The organism is Bradyrhizobium sp. USDA 3364, assembly GCF_054056355.1.
The window spans coordinates 6629563-6650981 of sequence record NZ_JBSRYG010000002.1; the positions used below are offsets into that span (position 1 = coordinate 6629563).

Annotated in this window: 27 protein-coding genes; 15 read left to right on the forward strand and 12 right to left on the reverse strand. The window is 62.9% G+C overall.

Going from position 1 to position 21419, the window contains the following annotated elements; genetic code table 11:
- Positions 1-130: 130 nt before the first annotated feature.
- Together ACVILL_RS30985 and ACVILL_RS30990 are read left to right on the forward strand one after the other, a co-directional pair.
- Positions 131-316 (forward strand): hypothetical protein, encoded by a 186-nt coding sequence (locus ACVILL_RS30985; RefSeq protein ID WP_456732527.1) that lies wholly within the window; start codon positions 131-133, stop codon positions 314-316.
- Between the two features lie 151 nt (positions 317-467).
- Positions 468-989: a DUF1993 domain-containing protein gene (locus ACVILL_RS30990; protein ID WP_456732528.1), complete on the forward strand. Its 522-nt coding sequence runs from the start codon at positions 468-470 to the stop codon at positions 987-989.
- 133 nt (positions 990-1122) lie between these two features.
- Here ACVILL_RS30990 and ACVILL_RS30995 read toward each other — a convergent pair whose 3' ends face one another.
- The 7 genes from ACVILL_RS30995 to ACVILL_RS31025 form a co-directional block, all read right to left on the reverse strand.
- Positions 1123-1359, reverse strand: coding sequence for a hypothetical protein (locus ACVILL_RS30995; RefSeq protein WP_456732529.1), 237 nt, complete (start codon positions 1357-1359; stop codon positions 1123-1125).
- Between the two features lie 324 nt (positions 1360-1683).
- Positions 1684-1857: a hypothetical protein gene (locus ACVILL_RS31000; RefSeq protein WP_456732530.1), complete on the reverse strand. Its 174-nt coding sequence runs from the start codon at positions 1855-1857 to the stop codon at positions 1684-1686.
- A 9-nt stretch (positions 1858-1866) separates the two neighbouring features.
- Complete coding sequence (locus tag ACVILL_RS31005; RefSeq protein ID WP_279706065.1) at positions 1867-2097, reverse strand: DUF6894 family protein; 231 nt, start codon at positions 2095-2097, stop codon at positions 1867-1869.
- A 140-nt stretch (positions 2098-2237) separates the two neighbouring features.
- The gene (locus tag ACVILL_RS31010) at positions 2238-2582 is read right to left on the reverse strand and encodes a tRNA-binding protein (RefSeq protein ID WP_456732531.1); all 345 of its coding nucleotides are present in this window, start codon (positions 2580-2582) and stop codon (positions 2238-2240) included.
- On the reverse strand, positions 2582-3208 hold the full coding sequence (locus ACVILL_RS31015) for a LysE family translocator (protein ID WP_456732532.1): 627 nt from the start codon (positions 3206-3208) through the stop codon (positions 2582-2584). The genes ACVILL_RS31010 and ACVILL_RS31015 overlap by 1 nt, the downstream gene beginning before the upstream one ends.
- Before the next feature lie 17 nt (positions 3209-3225).
- Complete coding sequence (pdxY, locus tag ACVILL_RS31020) at positions 3226-4083, reverse strand: pyridoxal kinase PdxY (RefSeq protein WP_456732533.1); 858 nt, start codon at positions 4081-4083, stop codon at positions 3226-3228.
- 10 nt (positions 4084-4093) lie between these two features.
- Complete coding sequence (locus ACVILL_RS31025; protein ID WP_016840760.1) at positions 4094-4267, reverse strand: hypothetical protein; 174 nt, start codon at positions 4265-4267, stop codon at positions 4094-4096.
- A 662-nt stretch (positions 4268-4929) separates the two neighbouring features.
- On the opposite strand from ACVILL_RS31025, the gene ACVILL_RS31030 reads away from it, so the two are divergent.
- The gene (locus tag ACVILL_RS31030; protein ID WP_456732534.1) at positions 4930-5172 is read left to right on the forward strand and encodes a hypothetical protein; all 243 of its coding nucleotides are present in this window, start codon (positions 4930-4932) and stop codon (positions 5170-5172) included.
- A gap of 85 nt (positions 5173-5257) precedes the next feature.
- On the forward strand, positions 5258-5932 hold the full coding sequence (locus tag ACVILL_RS31035; protein WP_456732535.1) for an FMN-binding negative transcriptional regulator: 675 nt from the start codon (positions 5258-5260) through the stop codon (positions 5930-5932).
- A 202-nt stretch (positions 5933-6134) separates the two neighbouring features.
- Here the strand turns inward: ACVILL_RS31035 and ACVILL_RS31040 are convergent, their stop codons facing one another.
- Positions 6135-6935, reverse strand: coding sequence for an alpha/beta fold hydrolase (locus ACVILL_RS31040; RefSeq protein ID WP_456732536.1), 801 nt, complete (start codon positions 6933-6935; stop codon positions 6135-6137).
- Between the two features lie 115 nt (positions 6936-7050).
- Here ACVILL_RS31040 and ACVILL_RS31045 point away from each other — a divergent pair, with 115 nt between their 5' ends.
- The 5 genes from ACVILL_RS31045 (at position 7051) to ACVILL_RS31065 (ending at position 11356) form a co-directional block, all read left to right on the forward strand.
- The gene (locus ACVILL_RS31045; protein WP_456732537.1) at positions 7051-7989 is read left to right on the forward strand and encodes a LysR family transcriptional regulator; all 939 of its coding nucleotides are present in this window, start codon (positions 7051-7053) and stop codon (positions 7987-7989) included.
- A 456-nt stretch (positions 7990-8445) separates the two neighbouring features.
- Positions 8446-9183: an ROK family protein gene (locus tag ACVILL_RS31050; protein ID WP_456732538.1), complete on the forward strand. Its 738-nt coding sequence runs from the start codon at positions 8446-8448 to the stop codon at positions 9181-9183.
- Positions 9184-9312: 129 nt separating this feature from the next.
- Positions 9313-9573, forward strand: a complete 261-nt coding sequence (locus tag ACVILL_RS31055; protein ID WP_456732539.1) for a PepSY domain-containing protein — start codon at positions 9313-9315, stop codon at positions 9571-9573.
- Between the two features lie 183 nt (positions 9574-9756).
- Entirely contained in the window at positions 9757-11040 is a 1284-nt protein-coding gene (locus ACVILL_RS31060; RefSeq protein WP_456732540.1) for a cystathionine gamma-synthase family protein, read from the forward strand.
- A gap of 19 nt (positions 11041-11059) precedes the next feature.
- Positions 11060-11356, forward strand: a complete 297-nt coding sequence (locus tag ACVILL_RS31065; RefSeq protein WP_456732541.1) for a putative quinol monooxygenase — start codon at positions 11060-11062, stop codon at positions 11354-11356.
- Positions 11357-11389: 33 nt separating this feature from the next.
- Here the strand turns inward: ACVILL_RS31065 and ACVILL_RS31070 are convergent, their stop codons facing one another.
- Positions 11390-11740: a zinc ribbon domain-containing protein YjdM gene (locus ACVILL_RS31070; RefSeq protein ID WP_456732542.1), complete on the reverse strand. Its 351-nt coding sequence runs from the start codon at positions 11738-11740 to the stop codon at positions 11390-11392.
- Positions 11741-12009: 269 nt separating this feature from the next.
- Here ACVILL_RS31070 and ACVILL_RS31075 point away from each other — a divergent pair, with 269 nt between their 5' ends.
- Positions 12010-13188, forward strand: a complete 1179-nt coding sequence (locus ACVILL_RS31075) for a S1C family serine protease (RefSeq protein WP_456732543.1) — start codon at positions 12010-12012, stop codon at positions 13186-13188.
- 18 nt (positions 13189-13206) lie between these two features.
- Here the strand turns inward: ACVILL_RS31075 and ACVILL_RS31080 are convergent, their stop codons facing one another.
- Positions 13207-14202, reverse strand: a complete 996-nt coding sequence (locus ACVILL_RS31080; RefSeq protein WP_456732544.1) for an LLM class flavin-dependent oxidoreductase — start codon at positions 14200-14202, stop codon at positions 13207-13209.
- Between the two features lie 562 nt (positions 14203-14764).
- Entirely contained in the window at positions 14765-15589 is an 825-nt protein-coding gene (locus tag ACVILL_RS31085) for a hypothetical protein (RefSeq protein ID WP_456732545.1), read from the reverse strand.
- A 465-nt stretch (positions 15590-16054) separates the two neighbouring features.
- Here ACVILL_RS31085 and ACVILL_RS31090 point away from each other — a divergent pair, with 465 nt between their 5' ends.
- The 5 genes from ACVILL_RS31090 to ACVILL_RS31110 all read left to right on the forward strand — a co-directional run bounded on the left by ACVILL_RS31090 (position 16055) and on the right by ACVILL_RS31110 (position 19465).
- Positions 16055-17179: a metallophosphoesterase gene (locus tag ACVILL_RS31090; RefSeq protein ID WP_456734407.1), complete on the forward strand. Its 1125-nt coding sequence runs from the start codon at positions 16055-16057 to the stop codon at positions 17177-17179.
- Positions 17180-17388: 209 nt separating this feature from the next.
- Positions 17389-17661, forward strand: a complete 273-nt coding sequence (locus ACVILL_RS31095) for a DUF2312 domain-containing protein (RefSeq protein WP_456732546.1) — start codon at positions 17389-17391, stop codon at positions 17659-17661.
- A 117-nt stretch (positions 17662-17778) separates the two neighbouring features.
- Positions 17779-18102 (forward strand): hypothetical protein, encoded by a 324-nt coding sequence (locus ACVILL_RS31100; RefSeq protein ID WP_456732547.1) that lies wholly within the window; start codon positions 17779-17781, stop codon positions 18100-18102.
- Positions 18103-18268: 166 nt separating this feature from the next.
- A complete protein-coding gene (locus ACVILL_RS31105) occupies positions 18269-18976 on the forward strand; it encodes a L,D-transpeptidase (RefSeq protein WP_456734408.1) in 708 nt (235 codons plus the stop codon).
- 51 nt (positions 18977-19027) lie between these two features.
- Complete coding sequence (locus tag ACVILL_RS31110) at positions 19028-19465, forward strand: lysozyme inhibitor LprI family protein (protein ID WP_456732548.1); 438 nt, start codon at positions 19028-19030, stop codon at positions 19463-19465.
- 158 nt (positions 19466-19623) lie between these two features.
- Here the strand turns inward: ACVILL_RS31110 and ACVILL_RS31115 are convergent, their stop codons facing one another.
- On the reverse strand, positions 19624-21390 hold the full coding sequence (locus ACVILL_RS31115; RefSeq protein ID WP_456732549.1) for an ATP-dependent nuclease: 1767 nt from the start codon (positions 21388-21390) through the stop codon (positions 19624-19626).
- Positions 21391-21419 lie beyond the last annotated feature (29 nt).

Below are 21419 nucleotides of genomic sequence, written 5' to 3' on the forward strand. Positions count from 1 at the left end.
ATTGGCTTCTCTGTAACCGCCTCTGCGGCGTGTGGGAACCGCGATCGTGTTGCGCCTGACGGCGCTGCTGGAACCGGACACGGCGTTCGGCGGTTTCTGATGTCCGAACCTGACAGCCGAGGAGAGCGCAATGATTGCCGAGACGCAGATCCACACCATCGCGCGGCAGATGCTGCTGAAGCACGGCCCGGAGGCGATCGCGCAGGCCGCGCAGAACGCCGTCGCCTGCGAGAGCAAGGGCGAGGCCGAGGAGGCCCGCGATTGGCGCCATATCGAGGACGCCATGAAGATGATGCGCGGACCGCATCAGAGCTGATCGGTGGAGCCATGATGCCTGATCGAATGATCTGACGCTGCGCGCCGGATCATTCGATTTCGCGCCCCCACTGCCGCTTGCCTTCGCAGGAGATTCCGGGAACTCTAACCGGGCAAGCAGCAGATAAATTTTCTATTTGGGGAATTTCGCCATGACGTTTTCACTCTACGATGCGACCGTTGCCAACTATCTGCAGATCCTCGGAGCCGCCTCAGGCTTTCTCGACAAGAGCCTCGCGCATTTCAACGCGAACGGCATCGATCCGGCGGAAATCGTCGAGACCCGGCTGTTTCCAGACATGTTGCCGCTGCGCTTCCAGGTGGTCTCGCTCGCGCATCATTCCCGCGGCGCAATGGAGGCGGCGAAGAACGGCGTGTTCGTCCCGCCGTCCGGCAAACCCGATCTCGATTACGCCGGGCTGCAGGCGCTGGTGAAGGACGCGCACAGCGAATTGTCAGGCCTGACGCCGGACGCGGTCAATGCGCTGCTCGGGCGCGAAGTGACCTTCAAGGTCGGCGACCGGTCGATGCCGTTCACGGCCGAAGGATTCTTGATGTCGTTCTCGCTGCCGAACTTCTTCTTCCATTCGACCACCGCCTACGACATCCTCCGTCACAAGGGCGCGCCGCTTGGCAAGCGCGATTTCATCGGCCGGTTGAATCTGAAGAAGTGATCAGGCCACGCGCCGGCTGGTCTCGAGCAAGGCGCAGCGGAGACAGTTCGGCATTGTGCCGGCCGCCGCGCGCGGCAAGATCAGGACCGCGCGGCTGACCGGCGCGATGACGTCAATCCGAAGCCTGCCGGTGCTAGCCCGCCCGGCGCCACTGCGGCACGGGATCGAGCGGCGTCCGGTAGAGCTCGCGCCGGTCGATGTCGGTGACGCGGACGGCACAACCGCGCGCCTTCAACTCCGGCTTGACTTGCGACAGCTCGTTGGCGAGCTGATCGGCACGATCAGAGGCGACGCTGATGTTTTCGAGGATGATGGTTCCTTGATTGCGGAACTCGTCCCCCACCACGAGATCGAAGGTGTAGTACGGCATTCCGAAGTTCTCCGTTTCGGTTTGCATCACAGGGTAACACCGAGTCGTTCGTTCCCTAAGATGCATTGCGCACAATCATCGAGCGATTGGCGCAAAAGCGATGTGCAGCGCATCAAGCACGATGAACGATGAAGCAACGCCGCACGGCGAAGGAGTCCTGTGATCCAGCTCACCGCCATGCCGTTAAGATTTGATTAAAACAGTCGGCGCAAGCTCGAGACCAAGTGGAATTGCGGCGGAACCGGGCTCAGGGAACCGGCAGCCGCAGGAGAAGGCCGGTGGCGTAACGCCCGCCGGCCTTTTCTCGTCGCCGAAGCGCTCGAACTAGTCGCGCAATGCGGCCTGCCGCCGGGCGCGGCACTTCGGGCCGGGCCCCCGCATGTAATACAGCTCGGGGCGATAGGGGTTGATGACGCCGTCGATCAGCGCGGCGCAGCGCACAACGAGGCGGACCAGGCGGCGCCGCAGGGGTTGCAGGGCAAGTTCCATCGAAGTCATGGGATGCCCTCAGTGCAGCTCGCCGAGAATGGCGGTGAAGGGCAGCTCGAAGATCTCGGTTCCGATGTCGTCGGTGACGTGCACCGCCCAGTTGCGCCAGTCTTCCGCACTCGGCGTCATGACAAAGCTGCGCGCCAGCTGCTCCGCGTGCACCCGCGCTTCCGAAAGGTCCATTGCGGCGCCGATGCGATCCAGGATGACGTGCTTGTCGTCCGAACAGTGAAAGAAAACTGCAGACATCTTCCGATTCCCATGCCGAAGCGATTCTCGCGTGCTGGAATAGCAGCGCGCGCAGGCACCGAGAATCCGGATGATCCCCCATCGGTAAACTACGGGGATTTCAGACGATTTGAATCACGCGGCCGTGATCGTTCGCGGCGTCAGAAGATCGGCTCGCCGATCGCAACCTCGCTGCGCGGGCCGAGCACGATCACCTGGCCGCTGGCGTCCTTGGCGCCGAGGATCAGGAGTTCCGAGGTGAACCCCGCGATGTTCTTCGGACCGAGATTGCAGATGCACACGACCAGCGAGCCGACCAGTGCCGCCGGCTCATAATTGGTGATCTGCGCGCTCGACCACATGATCCGCTCGGCGCCGACGTCGACGCCGACCTTGTAGGAGGGATTGCGGGCGCGCGGAAACGGCTGCACCTCGACCACCTTGCCGATCCTGATATCGAGGCGGGCGAAGTCGTCATAAGTGGCTTGCGGCTTGAGGGGGGACATCAGCGCTCCTGAAACGCGAGGCGGACGCCGAGCGCGATATAGATCGTGCCGACCACGCGGCCCTGCCATTGCCCGATCCGGCGATGCCGCCGGATCCATGGGCTGACCTGGCCCGCGGCAAGCGCGAGCAGCGAAGTGTAGGCCGCGCTCATCACCACGAAGATCAGGCCGAGGGTCGCGAACTGTGCGACGGCCGAGCCGTGGCCGGGATGAACGAACTGCGGCAGGAAGGCGAGGAAGAACAGCGCGGTCTTCGGATTGAGCATTTCCGCCCAGATCGCCTGCCGGAACGCGCGGCGCGGGTCGACCGGCTGCGCCGCCGGCAGATGCAGGTCGTCGTTGTTCTCGAACAGGGCGCGGATACCGAGCACAATCAGGTAGATCACGCCGGCATACTTCACGATCGAGAACGCCAGCGCGGATGTCATCAGTACGGCCGACAGGCCGAACGTCGCCATCGCAGTGTGGACGAGGTCGCCGAGCGCGATGCCGAACCCGGTCGCGACGCCGACGCGCGGCCCGCCGGTCACCGAACGCGCGAGCACCAGCAGCACGGCCGGCCCGGGGATCAGGAACAGGCCGAGCACGACGGCGGCGTAGGTGAGGAGGGTGGTGATGTCGATCATGCAAGGTGTCCCGGATGTCAGGATGCGGGGATGGCAACCGCCGCGAAGCGCGGCGTCGGATCAAGCATCACGCCGGCGCTTTCGACAATCCGCATTTCCTCGGTTCCTCGCTGCGCGGTGCGCTCGAGCACGCCATGGATGCCTGACGCGGCATGGCTGAGCGCGTCCGGCGTCGCGAGGCCGCGCACGCGGGCGGCGGCGAACAGCGCCGCGAACAGGTCGCCGGTGCCGGACGGATTGATCGGTACGCGCGGCGTCCGCACCCGCCAGGCTTCCGTGCGCTCGATCGCCAGCGTCTCGATCTCGGTGCCGGGCGTGCCGGCGAGCTCGGCGCTGGTGACGACGATGGTCGCGGGTCCCCGGGCCATCAGCGTGCGCGCCTGCGCGACGACCTCGTCGATCGTCGTCGCGCGCGCGCCGCAGAGGAATTCGAACTCGAAATGGTTGGGCGTGATGATGTCGGCCTGCGGGCAGAGCTGGTCGCGCACCAGCGGCAGGATGTCCGGCCGCACGAACATGCCGCGGTCGCGGTCGCCGAGCACGGGATCGCAGCAATAGAGCAGGGCCGGGTTCGCCGCTTTGGCACGGGCAACGAAATCGGCGACGTCCATGGCGATGTCGGCCGAGCCGAGATAGCCCGACAGGATCATCCGCGCAGCGTCGACCGCGCCGCGCTCCTCGATGCCGCACAGGAGGTCGGCGACCAGCTGCACATCGAGCACCCGGCCGCGGATGGTCGGATAGCCCGGCCGGTTGCTGAGCAGCGTGGTCGGCACGGCAACGACGTCGATGCCGTGGAGCTGGATCGGAAAGGTGGCTGCGCTGTTGCCGACATGGCCCCAGGCGACCTGCGACTGGATCGAGATGACCGTCATGTTGTCCGCATCACCCGAACAGCGCGGCGTAGATGACATACAGCCAACCCAGGATACCGTGGATGATCGCCCACAGGATCGAATGGTTCTTGGTGTAGGAGATCGCGATCGCCAGCGCCGAGCCGAACCCCACGCCATATTTCGCGCCCTCGACGCGGACGCCATAATATCGATTGCCGTTCATTGTGATCCTTCCAGCGAGAGGGCGCGAGATTGGTGGCAAAGCGCGCGTGGTCCTTTTCAGAAAGCCGCTCCACACTTTCCGCATCATGCTGCAGCGTAACCCGCGAGTTGCCGCCAGTTCAACGCCGGACATGCGCTGGCGCGATCTCGCGAAGCGCGGCGCCCGAGCGGTGTGCCATTTGTGTCGCCCTCGAAGCGAAGACGGCGCAGGGAACGCCGGGTGCCGATCGCACTCATAGGCCCCGAGCAATGGGTAGAGAACTCTGGAGGACCACAGGTGTAACCCGGGAACTTCCCGGCTCTCGGCTCACGTTCGTGACGATCGCGATCCGCCCTCGATCGGGTGAGACGGCGGATTTATAGCACCGAGCTTCATTTCTGATAACTCGAATATTTTCGCGCGTCGGGATTGGCGGGCCTTTGCTGAGTTGCGTCGGGTTGTTTTGTCGCACGCCGGCATTCCCCGATGCGCAATGCGCATCGGTGAATGCCAAGCGGTCACGTTCCGATCAACCGAATGTGTCGAACTGAGCCGCAGCGCATGCGAATTCGCCTCGTCGCCACGGAATAATCGGGCAGCACCCCCCGTCATGGTAGCAGCGAAAACACTTCAGCAGGCCGGCGAGATGGCCCGATCCTGTTGAATCTAACAGGAGAAGTTCGATGATCAGGGTCAAACACGTCGCCGCGGGCCTGGTCGCGCTTGCGATGCTGACGGGGTCAGCCATGGCGCGCGAGGTCCCGGCGGCCGGGCCATATGCGTTCGCGAAGGGCCATTCCTTTGCCGGCCGCTGGAGCGGCGGTCCGCCGCGCATGGAGGCGCCGCGCTTCGGCGAGTCCGAAGCGCTGCCCCAGGAGCAGCCCGGCGGTGTCTGCGACCACGGCGACAACCCCATGATCTGCTGAGCCGGACGGTGCATGGCGGTGATCTCCGGCGAAACTTGCGCTAGCCTAGCTGGATCGTCTCCCTCCAGCCGCGAGCGCCGCCGCCATGCACATCCTCCGCTCCCAGTTTCGTATCGAGGACGACCGCGCGCTGGCCTTTGCCGCATCGCGCGGCTTCGGCGCCGTCGTCGCCGCCGATGCGCGCGGCCCGCGGGCGTCTCACGTGCCGTTCGTGATCGAGCGGCGCGGCGATCGCGTGGTGGTGCAGATCCATCTCACCGCGAAGAACCCGCTGGTCGAACTCGCCGACGGTACGCGGCGCTTCCTGCTGATCGTCTCCGGCGACGATGCCTACATCTCGAACGACTGGTACGTCTCGCGCGACAACGTCTCGACCTGGCTCTACGAGGCGGTGCATTTGTCCGGCGTCGCGCGCCTGCGCGATCACGGCGAGAACCGCGGCCACGGCGACGCGCTGCTCGCGGTCTCCGAGGCGCGGCTGCCGAAGCTGCCCTGGGACCTCACTCAGATGGAGCCCGACAAGCGCGAACAGATGCTGTCGGGGATCAGGGTGATCGATATCGTCGTCGACGAGATCGAGGGCCAATCGAAGCTCAACCAGCACAAGAGCGATGCGGACTATGTCGCGCTGGTCAACCGACTGGCGCAAGCGGAGGAGACGGCAAGCCGCCGGCTCGCCGGGAAGATGCGCGCGCTGCGGCCGGAGCTTGAATATGAGGATGGTCGCGAAGGGCAGGTTAGCCAACGGGTCCGCCGGTAGGGCGGCCCGATGACAGGCTCCGCGTAACCCGCCGCAACCCGCGTTACCGCAGAGAGCGATCGGTGGATTACGCCTCCGGCTAATCCACCCTACAAAGCGTATCAGCATCGAAATCGCAAACCTGTTGTTAAGAATCGCGTCGGGCTGATTTTTCGATTCCGATTCGTTCTTTGCGAACAAAATGGAGTCGGACAGAGAACGATTACGGTGCGGATTGCAGGAAGCCCACAACCTCGCTGTTGAATCGCTCCATCTGTTCGACATTGAGGATGTGAACACCGGGAAGCAGGACGAGCTCGGCATCGGCGATGGTCGCCGCGATCGCCTCGCTGTGACTGGCCCGCGTGACGGTGTCGCTCTCGCCGCCGATCACCAGGGTCGGCGCGGCGATCAGCGAGATGACCCGGCGAAGATCGACATCGCGCAGCGCGGCGTAACATCCGGCAAGGCCGCGCGGTGCCGTGGTGAGCACCATCTCGCGGAATTCGCCGACGACCGCGTTCGGGCCAGCCAGCATCGTCGCGGGAAACCAGTTGCGCATGAAGTTGTCGGCGATTCCGTTCATGTCTTTGGCCGACAGCACGGCGCGGATCTGGTCGTCGAACGGCAGCTCCGATGCAAGATGGGACGCGGTGTTCGAGAGGATCAGGCGATCGATCCGTTCGGGCGCGAAGGTGCCGAGCCATTGCCCGATGAATCCGCCGAGCGACAGGCCGAGGAAATGCGCCCGATCGATCCTGAGGACGTCGAGCAGTTCGATCACATCGCGGCCGAGCCGGTCGATCGAATAGGCGCCCACCGGCGCGTCCGAACCGCCGTGCCCGCGAGTGTCGTAGCGGAGCAGGCGAAAGGGCCTGCTCAGCGCCGGCACCGAGCGGTCCCACATGTGCAGGTTGGTGGCGATCGAGTTCGACAGCACGAGCACCGGCCGTTCGTCGGGGCCGTCGATCCGGTACGCGATCCGGCAGCCGTCCGCCGTCTTGAAGTGTTGATCTCCCTGCATTTCGCTGGTCCTTCTGCTGGTGGAAGCCGTCGGGCTTCGGATCGCGCCAGGCTAGGACTCGCGCTCGGCAAGAAAAATTACTAAGAATGATCAGTCTCTGTAGGTTTTATGGACAATGGACCGGATCAAGCTGCACGATCTGCGCTGCTTCGACGCCGTCGCGACCAAGGGAAGCTTTCAGGCCGCCGGGATCGCGCTGAACCGGTCGCACCCGTCGGTGTTCGCGGCGGTCGCCCGGCTCGAGCAGCAGCTCGGCCTCACGCTGTTCGATCGCAGCGGATACCGCGTCGGGCTGACGGACGCGGGGCGGACCTTTCACGCGCGCACGCGGGTGACGCTGCACGAACTCGATCTGCTGCAAAGCTATGCGGACCAGCTTGTGAGCGGTGAGGAGGTCGTCCTGCGCGTCATCATCGGCGACCTGTGCCCGCGGCCGCCCGTCCTGCAAATGCTCTCGGGGTTCTTTGCCGGATATCCCAACACGCGCCTGCATCTGGAATATGAGGCTGTCGGGGGACCACTCGAGCAGCTGATCGAGGGGCAGGCCGACCTGGTGTTTCATCGCGCGGACCCGTCGGATCCGCGCTTCGAACAGATCAAGCTCTCGACCACGGCAATGGTGCCGGTTGTCGCTCCCGGCTTTCTGCCATTTGCGCTGACAAAGAAGATCACGCCGGAGCGGTTGCGACCCTTCACGCAGTGCGTGATCCGCGACACGGCGCGGCGATCGTCGTCGGAGAGCTTCTTCCTGATCGAGGGGGCTCATCAATGTAGCGTGCCGGACCAGGTGATGAAGAAGGAGCTGATCCTGCATCGTCTCGCCTGGGGCCATCTGCCGGCGTGGTTGATCGAGAATGAGCTCAGGGACGGCCGGCTGATCAGCATCGCCGGACCGAATCTTCCGGGCCGCGAGGAAAGTCTGGCAGCAGTCCGCCATCGCCAGCATGTGCACGGACCGGTCGCGCAAGCGCTCTGGCTTCACCTCGAAGGCTGGCGGCTCGCCCGGCGCGCAGGGCGGAGCAGCAAGCGGGTCCGTACCAAGCGCGGCCGATGACGGGCGTCATCGGCCGTAGACATGTCGCGGAGAAATGGCGCCTTGCGCTTGCACTGATCCGCCCTTCGAAGGGCATCAGCATCAAGTCGTGCGAACGTGTTGTTAAGAATCGCTTCGCACCGATTTTTCGATTCCGATTCGTTCCTCGCGAACAAACTGGAGTCGGATGGGGAACGCTGCTGTGGCGCGGTTCGTCGCTCTGTCGGTGAAGCAATCGAACGCAATGCCCTGGAAGTTCGCCGCGATATTCCGCGCCGAGAGCAATTATCCCATCCCGGTACAACATCGGTCATTCGGACGTGGCGGATGCACACGCCTTGTTAAGGCTTGAGTCGCCCTGATTTGCTCGATTCCGATTCGTTCCTCGCGAACAAATTGGAGTCAGATGCAGAACGGCGCGGTGGCGTTCGATGCGTTTCTCTGCTCCACTCGGTGTGCACAATAGAGAGCGGATTGATGGTCAGGAAGACAGCCAGGAAGGCAGCCGCCAAAACGAGCAAGCCCGCGTCGCGCCGGACGGTGCTGGCGATCGACATCGGCGGCACGCATGTGAAGCTGATGACCGACAAGGAGCGCATCAAGCGCGAATTCGAGTCGGGTCCGACGCTGTCGGCGATCGAGATGGTGCGGCAGGTCAAGGCGCTGACCAAGGACTGGTCCTATGATGTGATCTCGATCGGATACCCGGGGCCGGTGGTTCACAACCGTCCGCTGACCGAGCCGCACAATCTCGGCCGCGGCTGGGCCGGATTCGACTTTCACAAGGCGTTCGGCCGGCCGGTGAAGGTCGTCAACGACGCGCTGATGCAGGCGATCGGCAGCTATCAGGGCGGGCGGATGCTGTTTCTCGGCCTCGGCACCGGGCTCGGCTCCGCGATGATCGTGGAGGGTGTTTGCGAGCCGATGGAGCTTGGTCATTTGCCCTACCGCAAGGGCGCGACGTTCGAGGACTATGTCGGCGCCGCAGGCCTCGAGCGGCGCGGCCGGAAGAAATGGCGCAAGAGCGTCGACGACGTGATCGCGCGGCTGTCGGCGGCGCTGGAGCCCGAATACATCGTGCTCGGCGGCGGCAATGCCGACAAGGTCGACAACCCGCCGCGCAATGTGAGGTTCGGCGACAACGCCAACGCATTCGAGGGCGGCTTCCGGATGTGGAAGAAGGCCACGCGCACGCCGCGCAGTGCGCATCGATGAATCGGGAACCGCCACCAAATTGCCGCAACTGCCGAAGTTTCGCGCTGTTCCGTGATCCCGTTTTTCGGAACTGATCGGGTGCGCCACTCGTTTTATGCAGCATAACATCCGTTTCATGAGGAGTGACCGATGCGAAACTACATTATTCCTGTTGTCGCGGCCCTTGCGATCGGCGCAGCGACGCCCGCGATGGCCTATGATACCGGCAGCCAGATCTCGATGGAGGCCGCGCTCGACGTCGCGACCAACATCGGCGTCGTGACCGTGTCCAACACCCAATTCCTCGGCGACGAGTGGGAGGTCGAGGGACGCGATCGGCTCGGCCGCTGGATCCAGGTCGATGTCGACGCGCGTACCGGCGAGGTGCGCAATGTGGATCGCGGCTGGTAGCCGCGTCTTCACCTCTGTGTGAGGTTTCCGAACGGCCGGCGGCGCAGGGTGCACGCCGGCCGTTCGTTATCCAGAACTACCCGATGCCGTGCTTTGGCGGAATGGCATAAAGCTGGGGTATGCTGGTCTCATCATTCCGGGAATCGCCGCCGGCGCGGCGGTCTCGCGAACAGGAGACCGGCCATGACAAAACCGTTTCCGTCCAAAACCCATATCGGCAACCATCTGCTGCATCCGGAAACCCAGATGCTGAACTACGGCTACGATCCGCAGCTGTCGGAGGGCGCCGTCAAGCCGCCGGTATTCCTGACCTCGACCTTCGTGTTCCGGACCGCCGAGGACGGCAAGGACTTTTTCGATTTCGTCGCGGGCCGCCGCGAGCCGCCGGAAGGCATGGGAGCGGGGCTGGTCTATTCGCGCTTCAATCATCCGAACAGCGAGATCGTCGAGGACCGGCTTGCGATCTATGAACGCACCGAGAGCTGCGCGCTGTTCTCCTCCGGCATGTCGGCGATCTCGACCACGGTGTTCGCCTTCGCGCGACCCGGCGACGTGATCCTGCATTCGCAGCCGCTCTATGGCGGCACGGAGACTCTGTTCACGAAAACGCTGGCGGCGTTCTCGATTCAGGCCGTGGGCTTTGCCGACGGGCTCGACGAGAGCGTCGTCCGCACTGCTGCCGACGAGGCGATGAAGAAGGGCCGGGTGGCGATGATCTTCATCGAGACGCCGGCCAATCCGACCAACGGCCTGGTCGATATCGCGTTGACCCGGCGCATCGCCGACATGATCGGCAAGGCGCAGGGCTTCACCCCGATCATCGCCTGCGACAACACGCTGCTCGGGCCGGTGTTTCAGCGCCCGATCGAGCATGGCGCCGATCTGTCGCTGTACTCGCTGACCAAATATGTCGGCGGCCATTCCGACCTGATCGCGGGTGCCGCGCTCGGCTCGAAGAAGCTGATGAGGGACGTCAAGGCGCTGCGCGGCGCGATCGGCACCCAGCTCGACCCCCATTCCTGCTGGATGATCAGCCGCTCGCTGGAAACGCTGAGCCTGCGCATGGAAAAGGCCGACCGCAATGCGCGGATCGTCGCCGACTATCTGCGCGATCATCCCAAGGTGGCGACGGTGCATTATCTCGGCCATCACGATCCGGCATCGCCTGCGGGCCGCGTGTTCGCGAGCCAGAGCTCCGGCGCCGGCTCGACCTTCTCGTTCGACATCGTCGGCGGCCAGCAGGCCGCGGAGACGTTCCTCAATAGCTTGCAGATCTTCAAGCTCGCGGTGAGCCTCGGCGGCACCGAGTCGCTCGCGAGCCTGCCGGCCACGATGACCCATTCCGGTGTGCCCGCGGATATCAGGAAGCGGATCGGCGTGCTGGATTCGACGATCCGGCTCTCGATCGGGATCGAGCATCCGTCCGATCTGGTGGCCGACATCGCACAGGCGTTGAGCAGGGTGTGAGATTTTCAGGAGAGAGTGCATGTTGACGATCACTGCGGTCATCCGGGCGAAGACGGGCCACGAGGCGACGATGCGTCAGGCGTTGCTCGATGTCGTCGCGCATGTGCGAGCGAACGAGCCGTCCACCGTCGGCTATCACGTCTCGCAGGATGCCGCAGATCCCTGCGTGTTCGCCACCTATGAACGGTACCTCGACCAGGCCGCCATGGACCGGCACAACAATTCGCCGGCCGTGGCGCGGTTCTTCGAGGTGGCGAAGCCGATTCTCGATGGCGACGTGGTCCTGGTGTCGGCGAACGAGATTGCGAGCAAGTAAGCGGGGCGGGCAACGCTGCTCATCCAGCCTGCGCTATGCTTTCTTCACGAACTCCGACTTCAGGTTCATCGCGCCGATGCCGTCGATCTTGCAGGCGATGTTGTGCCCGTCGCTGCCCTCGGTGAGGCGGATGTTCCGGACCTTGGTGCCGCCCTTGACGACCGACGACGAGCCCTTGACCTTGAGGTCCTTGATCACGATGACGCTGTCGCCGTCGGTCAGCGGGTTGCCGTGCGCATCGCGCACGGCGGCCTGTTGCGAGGTCTCGGCGGCCGCGGCTGCGTCGGCGCTCCACTCATGGGCGCATTCCGGGCAAACCCAGAGCGCGCCATCCTGATAGGCATGCTCGGAATTGCATTTCGGGCAGTTCGTTGCGGCGTCCATTGCTCGACATCAGCTCCATCGCGACCGGGCGCACCGTAGGGTCGCAGACGGGGAACGCAAGGGAAAACCTGGCAAATTCGTCACGAAAAACGGCAGATCGTGTGCAGGGCCGGAGCGTTTGCTGCCGCGCGCGGATGCCGGCGGAACAGTCTGCCCTTCTATCCGTTGCCATTCGTCACTCGGCATTGCGGCCCCGCACGTGCGGGGAACGGTCCGCCGATCGTCGCGCCCCGGCCGGCGGACGGCTGATCCAAACATGGAAGCGGAAGATGATTCAGGGAAACTCGGCTTTCGTCAGGCTTCGCATCCTGGTGGTCAGCGCCGCCTTCGCGTCGGCATTGCTTGTGAGCGCAGGCATCGTCCACGCCCAGCCGGCGAACAGGGATCATGGCGATGCCGGTCCCGGCGGTTTCGCCGATCTTGCAGAGAAGGTCGGGGCGGCCGTGATCGGCGTCAGCGCCACGGTGGTCGCGACGGACGACGACGATTCCCCCGGCCGGTCGCTGGCGCCGGACGGATTGCCCGATCAGGACATGCCGGGCAGGGTTATCCCGGGGCCCGGCGGGCGCGGCCCCGGCCATCTGCCGAAGCCGGCTGAAATGACCTCGATCGGATCGGGCTTCTTCATCTCCGCGGACGGCTATGCGGTGACCAACAATCATTTGCTGGCCGGCAGCGACACCGCCGAGGTCCGCACCAATGACAACAAGGTCTACAAGGCGAAAGTGCTCGGCAAGGACTCCGTCAGCGATCTGGCGCTGCTCAAGGTCGATGGCCGGACCGATTTCACCTATGTCAAGTTCGCTGATCGGCCGCTGCGCGCCGGCGATTGGGTGCTCGCGGCGGGCAATTCGTTCGGGCTCGGAAACACCTTCAATGCCGGCATCGTCTCGGCGCGGGCGCGCGACCTGGAGACGGGGTCTTCGGAAGATTTCGTGCAGATCGACGCGCCGATCAACCGCGGCGATTCCGGCGGGCCGAGCTTCGACACGCATGGCGACGTGATCGGCGTGAACAGCATGATCTTCTCGCCCTCGGGCGGCTCGGTCGGCGTCGCCTTTGCGATCCCCGCCGACACGGTGAAGGCGGTGATCCCGCAGTTGAAGGACAAGGGCGTGGTCACGCGCGGCTGGATGGGGGCCCAGGTTCAATCGGTCACCCCCGACGTCGCCGAGAGTTTAGGTGCGAACAATCTGCGCGGCGCGGTCGTGGTCGGCGTTCAGAACGGCGGCCCGGCGGCAAAGGCCGGTTTGAAACGCGGCGACGTCATCACCTCGGTCAATGACGAGCCGATCAAGAGCGCGAACGAGCTGACCAAGAAGGTCTATACGGCGGGGCCGGGCAATTCGGTCAAGCTCGCCATGGTTCGCAACAGCGCGCCGAATTCGTTGAGCGTGACGCTGGGCAAGCTCGATCAGTCGCAGGCGCCCGCGGGCCAAACCAAGTGATCGCCGGGCGGCGTGCTGCTATGCTTGCGGCGTGATGCCGCCGGCTTGCGCGATCAGCTCGAACGAGCGCAGCCGCTTTCGGTGATCGTAGACGTCGGACACGATCATCAGCTCGTCGGCGCCGGTCTCGGCAACCAGCGCGTCGATCCCGGCACGCACCGTCTCGGGCGAGCCGATGATGGAACGGGCGAGCATCCGCATCGCCTGGACCTTCTCCTGTGGTGACCAGTAGGTCTCGATGTCGTCGATCGGCGGCTGGCTCAGGCCGCGCGCGCCGCGGAAGATGTTGGTGAACGACATCTGCTGCGTGGTCGCAAGCCGGCGCGCCTCCGCGTCCGTATCCGCAGCGATGATGTTGACGCCGACCATGGTGCAGGGCTGCGCGAGCTGCTCCGACGGCTTGAAGCGCGCGCGATAGATCTGCAACGCCTGGATCAAGAGCTCGGGGGCGAAGTGCGAGGCGAAGGCGTAGGGCAGGCCGAGCTCGCCGGCCAGCATCGCGCCGAAATTGCTCGAGCCGAGGATCCACAGCGGCACGTCGGTGCCCGCGGCCGGCACGGCCTGGATGCGCTGGTTGGGACCGGCCGCCGCCAGGAAGGCCTGCACCTCGAGCACGTCCTGCGGAAAGTTCTCGGCGGATTCAGGCGTGCGGCGGAGCGCGCGCAGCGTGAGCTGATCGGTGCCCGGCGCGCGACCGAGGCCGAGGTCGATCCGGTCGGGAAACAGCCGCGCCAGCGTGCCGAACTGCTCGGCAATCACGTAAGGCGCGTGGTTCGGCAGCATGATGCCGCCGGCGCCGACCCGGATGGTGTTGGTTCCCGCCGCGATATGCCCGATCACCACCGATGTCGCAGCACTCGCGATGCCCGCCATGTTGTGGTGCTCCGCCACCCAGATCCGGCGATAGCCCAGCGCCTCGGCATGGCGTGCGACGTCGCGCGCATTGTACAGCGCGCCGCGCGCGTCGGTGTCCTCGGTGACGCCGACGAGATCAAGGATGGAGAGGGCGGCCACGAGAGCTCCGGAACAAGAGGAGGGCATCAAGGACGCAGCCGGTATCAGGCTGTGTCTTGGCGGGACGAAACGGCGGGAAGCGCCGATTCATGCAGATGCATATGGATACGGCCGCTGTGCCGGTCAATCCGCCTGATGCGACCGAGGAAGGGGTATTCGTGTGGTAAAGGGTGCGCGTTCCAAAATATCGAAAACAACCCCATGCAAAGGAGCAGGCGGCCGCCGGCGTCCAAAAAAGCGACTTGACGCGTCGGGCAAATCAGCGATAGAGTTCTATTATTCCGAAATAGTGAAGATTGCGCAGGGGGCCTTGGTGAGCAAGCGATGGATATCGCTTCCGCTTTCGCTCTTCAAGCTACGGCGGACAAGTCGCTCTATTTGCTATCACCGTCACCCTGAGGAGCCGCGTAGCGGCGTCTCGAAGGGTCGACGGCCCGGCTGGTGGCCGTGCATCCTTCGAGGCTCGCTCCGCTCGCACCTCAGGATGACGGGATTGGCTTGAGACTCGTGGCGAAGCGTAACGGCCAATCCAGACGAGTAAGGCGGATTACGCCTTTGGCCGCTACGCTCGCTTTCGACCGCTATCGCCGGCGAAGCGCCGCGTCACGCCCCAGACGATCGCTGCGGTGGCCGCGGTCGCGATCAGATGCTTCAAGGTGTGTCCGCTGACGAAGCCAAGCGTGTCTGCGATCTGATGGTCGAGCACCTCGGTGATCTTGGCCACGACGTACAGCGCCATGGCGGCGGCGAACGCGATGCGGTCGGCGCGCGGCGCGCGATAGATCCATTGCCAGAGCGGGATCAGGATCAGCGGCAGGACCTGCAGCAGCAGATACGGCCGCAGGTCGCCCGCGCCGTGTCTGTCGGTGTACACCCACCATGCGACGCTGGCCGCGGCGTAAAGCCCGAGGACGATCGCTTCGATGTTGGTCTTCGCTTCCCGCTGCGTGTCGCCGCGGACGCCGATGAGCAGGCCCGCGCCGACGAGCGCGATCGGCAGCATGTCCCAGGTCAGCCGGCCATTGCCGGGGGCAAGGTGAAAGAAGGTGGACCCGCAGGCGGTCAGGAACAGTCCGACCAGGAACAGGCGATAGCCCGGCCATCCGGCACGGAGCCGATCGCTGTGGCGGTGGGGCCAGAGCGCCAGCCAGCCCCAGATCGCGACCAGGGCGAAGCCGATGTTGGACAGCACATCGCCCGTGTGAGGGATGCCGAAGACGGCCGAGTGATCCGCGAAATCGTAGTAGTGCGGCGGCTGCGCAATGCGTCCGTGCACCGCGAATGCTGCAATGATGCCGATCGTGATGATCGCCGGGGTGGCTTTCATCCACGGCTTCACGGGCCGATCGGACCCGGTCAATCCGTCCATCCGGAAGGTCGTCTGCATCGTCGGCTCCAAAGATAAATGAACAACGTTCAATAATCAGAAAATTGAGCGATGTTCAAGTTTTATTTCTGGAAGGGCTGCTGATGAGATCAAGTTGAGCTGGAACGGCGTCGAAACTTCACCTCTCCCTTGGGAGAGGTCGATTTGCGCAGCAAATCGGGTGAGGGGTTGCGGCCTATCGAGAGAGCAAGAGCCCTCACCCGGATTGCACTGGACGATGCTTCGCATCGCCAGGCGCAATCCGACCTCTCCCCAACGGGGAGAGGTGAACCGAGACCGCGCCAAGCCGATTCAACCCAATCTCATCGCGCATTTATTGCCTCACGTCGCGGCTCAGAGCGCTTCAGCGAAAACGCCACTTGCCGAAAATGTGCTGATGATGGCGGCTTACGCCTGCGGCGGATACTCACTACCTTCGCCGGGCGCCGACTGCACAAACCCCCGATCCGATCCGGAGCGAGACCCATTCCCCAGCTCATCTTCGGCCTGACCAGCCTCCTGATCCTGGCCCGCTTCATCTGGCCGCTCGACTGGCCGCTTGCGGCAAAGATCGTCGCCGCGTTGTTCGTGCTGGTCGCCTTGCAGTTTCACCGCTGGAACAGGTGGTCGTCGGGATCGGAATTCGCGCCGGAGTTTCCGCGTCCGGTGGTCGCGCTGTTCAACTGGGCGTTCGGTGCGATCGTGCTGCTGGCGCTGCTGCAACTGGCGCTCGATGCCGGATTGATCGTTACCGCAGTGATCCATGGCGGCTTTGTCGGCGCGCCTGACGGCGTCCGCTACGCGCTTGCGGTGCTGGCGGCCACGGCCGCCGCGATCGGCGTCCATCAGGCGATGCGCATTCCGCCATTGAAGGATCTCGAAGTCACTATCCGCGGACTGCCGCGCCAGTTCGACGGCTACACCATCCTGCAACTGACCGATCTGCACATCAGCCGGCTGTTTCCCGCGCCATGGGCGCGCGCCGTGGTCGAGCGATCGAACAAGCTCGGCGCGGACCTGATCGCGATCACCGGCGACCTGATCGACGGCACCATCGATGCGCGGCGCAACGACATCGCACCGCTGCGCGACCTGATGGCCGCCGACGGCGTCTACGTGATCTCGGGCAATCACGAATATATCTTCGGCTATGACGGCTGGATGGCGCATTACGAAGCGCTGGGCCTGCGCTCGCTCGAGAACAGGCACATCGTTCTCGAACGCGGCGGCGGCCGCCTGGTGATCGCGGGCATTACCGACCGCGCCTCGCGCCACCGGGGACATTCGATCCGCGACCTTGCCGCGGTTCTCGACGGCGCGCCTGAGGGCGCGCCCGTCATCCTGCTCGACCACCAGCCGAGCGACGCACGCAAGGCGGCGGCACTCGGCGTCGCCCTGCAACTCTCCGGACACACCCATGGCGGATTGATCATCGGGATCGACCGCCTGGCCGCGCGCGCCAATGCCGGCTTCGTCTCGGGCCGCTACGACGTCGACGGCATGACGCTCTACGTCAACAACGGCACCGCGCTGTGGCCGGGTTTCGCCTTGCGGCTCGGCCGGCCGTCCGAATTGACGCGGATCACGTTGCGTGTGGCTGATGATGCCTGAGTGATGTGTGACACATGCGATGATGCGATCGCGGAATTCGTAGGATGGGTAGAGCGCAGCGAAACCCATCATTGGTTCCGCGGACGAAAATCGATGGGTTTCGCTGCGCTCTACCCATCCTACAATACCGACGCCGTGACCGTCGCATGCTTAAGACATTGGTCATCTCTTTGCTCGCATTTTCACGACCTCATTCAGCAGGAGGCACCATGTCCGACATCACCATTCCCGGCGGAAAAATTCGTTCCTTCGTCGAGCGGATCGAGAACCTTGACACTGAAATCGGGGAATTGAGCGAGCAGAAGAAGGAGGTCTTCTCCGAGGCCAAGGGCGAAGGCTTCGACGTCAAGATCCTCAAGGAGATCATCAAGCTGCGCAAGCAGGACCAGGACGAGCGCGACGAGCGTGAGAGCCTACTCGATCTCTACATGCGCGCCATGGAAACCGCGCCGGCAGCAGACAAGACCGCGAAGGCGGCGTGAGGTTTGCGGAAGCAAGTAGGGCGGGTTAGCGACGCGTAACCCGCCGACAGACCTTGGAGATGGTGGATTACGCCTTCGGCTCATCCGCCATCGTGTGCTCGGGGTTGCGGGGTGTCGATGGAATCTCTTGTCGAAGAGCTTTCTCCTGCTGAGATCGAAATCGTTCGGCGGTCCCTCCAGGCAACAGTGGAGGGCGGCTTCTTTCCCGACTGGGAGTTTGAAACCTTGATCGGCGCCAGTCGAGATGAAGTTCGAGAAGTCTATGCGGCCTGGCCGCTGCAGACCGTCGAGCCAGATGTTTTTCGTGGTGCAGTATTCAACTCGATGAACAATTTGATCGGGTATCCCCACGGCAAGGAGGAAGAGCTAATGGTCTACGTCCCGGAAGGGCGAGCGGCCATGGTGCAGTTACTCAAACGCCTCTCTGCGCTCGGTGTTTGATCGACAACGCAGGGAACCCGCCGAAGTTCTCGCATTGTTCTCGGGATGGATTCACAAGACCGTCTGTTGGTCAACCTCAGGCAATGACGAAGAACTTTTCTTTTCCCTTCTGCTGTATGCCAAAGTCTGCTCCGGCCGCGCAACGGACAGGGGAAGATCCGAAATCATGATGATGGACCGTGGAATTGCCGACGCCGGTGCGATGGGCGAGGGCGCTCTGCCTTTGCCTTCGTCGCGGCTTCTCAACCGCCGGGCGTTTCTGGCCGGCTCTGCTGCCGGTCTCGCTGCACTGAGCCTGGCCGGTTGCGCATCCGACTACATGACCCTGGCCGAGGCGCAGAAGGTTTACGGGCCCGTGCCCGGCGAGAAATTCCCGATCCCCGCGGTCGACGTCAGCAAGGTCGACCCGAAATATTTTCGCAAGACAGTGAAGTACGACAGCGCTGAGGCGCCCGGGACGATCATCGTCGATCCCGGCAAATACTATGTCTACCGCATCGAAGGCGAAGGAAACGCGACCCGCTATGGTGCCAATGTCGGCCGCGATGGGTTCCGGTGGAGCGGGGAGGCCTATGTCGGGCGCAAAGCCGAATGGCCGACCTGGACGCCACCCAAGGAGATGATCGCGCGCCAGCCGGAGGCGGGCAAATATGCTGGCGGCATGCCGGGAGGTCTCGACAATCCACTCGGCGCGCGCGTGCTCTACCTCTACCAGAATGGCGCGTACACGCTTTACACGATCTATAGCACCAGCGCCCCCGAAACGATCGGGAACGGCATTACGAGCGGCTGTACCGGCCTCCTCAGTCAGGACATGATCGACCTCTATTCGCGAACGCCCGTCAAAACGAAGGTGATCGTGCTGCCGGCGTAGGCAACGTCGGCCGTCAGGTCCAGGCGCTGCCGGGGACGCTTTTGTGCGGCGATGCTTGTCGAAGGACGCAGGCAGGGTGATCTGGACGTGGTGATGCTTTCGCTGTGGCCTGTCATTGTTGCTTCCATGCTCGTGCTCGGGACCTTATCGGTCCGCGCGCAGCAAAGCGCCGCGTATGATGCGTGCATGGACAAGGCGGAAGGGGTGTCAACGAAGATGCTCGATTGCGGCAAGACCGAAATCGACAAGTGGGACACGCGGCTCAACACCGCCTATCAAGCCCTGCTCGCCAGCTCGAAGGGCGAGGCGCACGCGCAATTGCTGACCGAGCAACGGGCCTGGCTGAAGCATCATCTCAGTGAAACCCATCGCCTCGCTGCGGACCCCAACAACGGGTCCGCCGCGTTCCTCGACTCCCAGGCGTTCGAACTGAAGGACATCGCCGACCGCACGCTGCTTCTCGAAAAGCGCGCCGAGGGCTCGCGGTAGACGGTACCCGTTTGATCGTCAGCGAGGAGGGCGGGTGAGCGACTTGTCCGCCGAAGCTCATTGAGCGAAGGCAGAAGCGTAACCGCCGAGAGTTTTGCTGGCGAGCGGCGGGTTACGCCTTCGGCGAAATCCGCCCCTTTGGCTAACGCTCACGTTTGCTAAGCCGCCCCGACAAGAGGTACAGGCTCTTCTATCGCGAATTTGTTGAGATCAGCCAAAATTGCGATCAGGTCACCAACCTCGCTTCGCTCGAGGTGCCCAATGACTTGATTCGAGGTAATTGAAAATCCAAAACTTTGTTGGAGCTGTCCGTTTAACGCGGCGAATGCTTTCTTGCCCGAACAGATCGCCAACTTGCGGTCCTTCCAATCTTGATCAAGTTGCTCGATAGCTTGCTTAACGACCGTGGAAGGATCTTTAGCGCTGCGCGTTGCGAAATACCTTACCCGGTTTGAGACATACTGGCCCAATAGATCAGCCTTCTGACTAGCGACGACATTTTCCAGTATGTCTTCCACGTCAGTAACCGCGATAGTCGTTGGGGACTTGCGCTCCTTTAGCTTGTGCTGAATTGCTTTCGCTAGGGCTGGCGGCGAAAGGAGATAGTTTTCGATTTCCTTCGAGCCCAAGATATGAAAGTGCGGCACAGACGCTCTTCCGTCTTGGAGCAGGTTGGCAATTTCCTCAGGCGATCGAAAATCTCTATCGAGAACTGCCGCAATTGAAATGTTCGCTTTTAGAATCTTCTCGAATGCCCAAGCTGTGTCTTCGATCCGCTTGCTCTGGCTGAAGCCGCCTATCGGGACCACGGTGATTACGACATCGTTCGCAATGCCATCGAATCCAAACTGCGAGGCAAAACGTCGAAGTAGTCGATAGTCGTCGCCTTCTAAGAAGAGAATGCGGCGGCCCTTTGTAAGCCGAGCCAAATGAATGTTTTGTGCGGAGCCGATACTGTTTAGAGCTTCTTGGAGGCTGTCGACATCGCTCACTCTTGCGGCGGTCTTCTTCGTCCGATTTACGAGTACTACGTCTTCGTGATCAGCTTCATTTACGATCTCGGCGGAATGCGTTGCAAGAATTACCTGCTTCCCTGAGCTTTTGAGTAGCTGAAAGAGGCGCCGCTGAAGGTCGGGGTGCAGATATATTTCTGGCTCGTCGACGACCAAAACGTTGTCAGTGCTAGCGCCCGTGAGATGGGTTAGTATCTGAAGCCAAACCTGAAAGCCGAAGCCAGCCCAGTAGACTTCGCGGTCAATACGTCCTTCTTTGCAAAACATAGAAAGATGAGGCGGGTAGGTCGTATCGAGCTCAGGCTTAGATATTGCCATTCCCTCCCACGTCTTTGAGACCAGTTCTTCAAAAGCCTGAAATTGCTCTGGGCGTCGATACCAAATGTTCCGAAACATGCGATGGGCGCGTCGAGTGTCTTCGGATTGGCGGACATATTCATCTGTGAGAAGGAGCTCTTCCTCCTCCAGAGGACCCAAGGTTGGAAATGGGTAGATGGAGACTGGGAAGCTTTTTCGAAACTGAGCTGTGGTGGTTGTCCTTTGCTTGGCCTCCACAATTGTCATTATGCATCGAGCGTTGTCATAGAAGCGGAGCTGAAGCTTGTTGCCGTTCTCAAGCGAAAAAGTGACCGAGGTCTCGTGATCTGTTTGATAGTCTGAATGGACGTTAGCCAGCGATATTGGAAAGTTCGTCATTGGTACTTCGTACCCGACGATGGTCGAGCCTTGAACGGAGATCGGAGATTGCACTCGTCGACTAGCGTGGCGATGAGCGGCGGCCATCGCTCGGAAGGCGTCAAGAATTGTCGACTTACCCGCGTTGTTTGGGCCGACCAAAACATTCATTGTGCGCAGGTGCACCGTATAATCTTTCAGGGATTTGAAATTCCGAAATCGTACCGATTTGAACATTTTTGCTGACCGCTAGGCCTTATGTGCAC

Coding starts and splice junctions, on each gene's coding strand:
- ACVILL_RS31045 (WP_456732537.1), top strand. CDS start 7,051: ATGGACCGGATCAAGCTGCACGATCTGCGCTGCTTCGACGCCGTCGCG.
- ACVILL_RS31055 (WP_456732539.1), top strand. CDS start 9,313: ATGCGAAACTACATTATTCCTGTTGTCGCGGCCCTTGCGATCGGCGCA.
- ACVILL_RS31050 (WP_456732538.1), top strand. CDS start 8,446: ATGGTCAGGAAGACAGCCAGGAAGGCAGCCGCCAAAACGAGCAAGCCC.
- ACVILL_RS31005 (WP_279706065.1), bottom strand. CDS start 2,097: ATGTCTGCAGTTTTCTTTCACTGTTCGGACGACAAGCACGTCATCCTG.
- ACVILL_RS31085 (WP_456732545.1), bottom strand. CDS start 15,589: ATGCAGACGACCTTCCGGATGGACGGATTGACCGGGTCCGATCGGCCC.
- ACVILL_RS31070 (WP_456732542.1), bottom strand. CDS start 11,740: ATGGACGCCGCAACGAACTGCCCGAAATGCAATTCCGAGCATGCCTAT.
- ACVILL_RS31115 (WP_456732549.1), bottom strand. CDS start 21,390: ATGTTCAAATCGGTACGATTTCGGAATTTCAAATCCCTGAAAGATTAT.
- ACVILL_RS31025 (WP_016840760.1), bottom strand. CDS start 4,267: ATGAACGGCAATCGATATTATGGCGTCCGCGTCGAGGGCGCGAAATAT.
- ACVILL_RS30990 (WP_456732528.1), top strand. CDS start 468: ATGACGTTTTCACTCTACGATGCGACCGTTGCCAACTATCTGCAGATC.
- pdxY (WP_456732533.1), bottom strand. CDS start 4,083: ATGACGGTCATCTCGATCCAGTCGCAGGTCGCCTGGGGCCATGTCGGC.
- ACVILL_RS31015 (WP_456732532.1), bottom strand. CDS start 3,208: ATGATCGACATCACCACCCTCCTCACCTACGCCGCCGTCGTGCTCGGC.
- ACVILL_RS30985 (WP_456732527.1), top strand. CDS start 131: ATGATTGCCGAGACGCAGATCCACACCATCGCGCGGCAGATGCTGCTG.
- ACVILL_RS31065 (WP_456732541.1), top strand. CDS start 11,060: ATGTTGACGATCACTGCGGTCATCCGGGCGAAGACGGGCCACGAGGCG.
- ACVILL_RS31010 (WP_456732531.1), bottom strand. CDS start 2,582: ATGTCCCCCCTCAAGCCGCAAGCCACTTATGACGACTTCGCCCGCCTC.
- ACVILL_RS31035 (WP_456732535.1), top strand. CDS start 5,258: ATGCACATCCTCCGCTCCCAGTTTCGTATCGAGGACGACCGCGCGCTG.
- ACVILL_RS31100 (WP_456732547.1), top strand. CDS start 17,779: ATGGAATCTCTTGTCGAAGAGCTTTCTCCTGCTGAGATCGAAATCGTT.
- ACVILL_RS31060 (WP_456732540.1), top strand. CDS start 9,757: ATGACAAAACCGTTTCCGTCCAAAACCCATATCGGCAACCATCTGCTG.
- ACVILL_RS31040 (WP_456732536.1), bottom strand. CDS start 6,935: ATGCAGGGAGATCAACACTTCAAGACGGCGGACGGCTGCCGGATCGCG.
- ACVILL_RS31075 (WP_456732543.1), top strand. CDS start 12,010: ATGATTCAGGGAAACTCGGCTTTCGTCAGGCTTCGCATCCTGGTGGTC.
- ACVILL_RS31095 (WP_456732546.1), top strand. CDS start 17,389: ATGTCCGACATCACCATTCCCGGCGGAAAAATTCGTTCCTTCGTCGAG.
- ACVILL_RS31110 (WP_456732548.1), top strand. CDS start 19,028: ATGCTTGTCGAAGGACGCAGGCAGGGTGATCTGGACGTGGTGATGCTT.
- ACVILL_RS31105 (WP_456734408.1), top strand. CDS start 18,269: ATGATGATGGACCGTGGAATTGCCGACGCCGGTGCGATGGGCGAGGGC.
- ACVILL_RS31030 (WP_456732534.1), top strand. CDS start 4,930: ATGATCAGGGTCAAACACGTCGCCGCGGGCCTGGTCGCGCTTGCGATG.
- ACVILL_RS31000 (WP_456732530.1), bottom strand. CDS start 1,857: ATGACTTCGATGGAACTTGCCCTGCAACCCCTGCGGCGCCGCCTGGTC.
- ACVILL_RS30995 (WP_456732529.1), bottom strand. CDS start 1,359: ATGCCGTACTACACCTTCGATCTCGTGGTGGGGGACGAGTTCCGCAAT.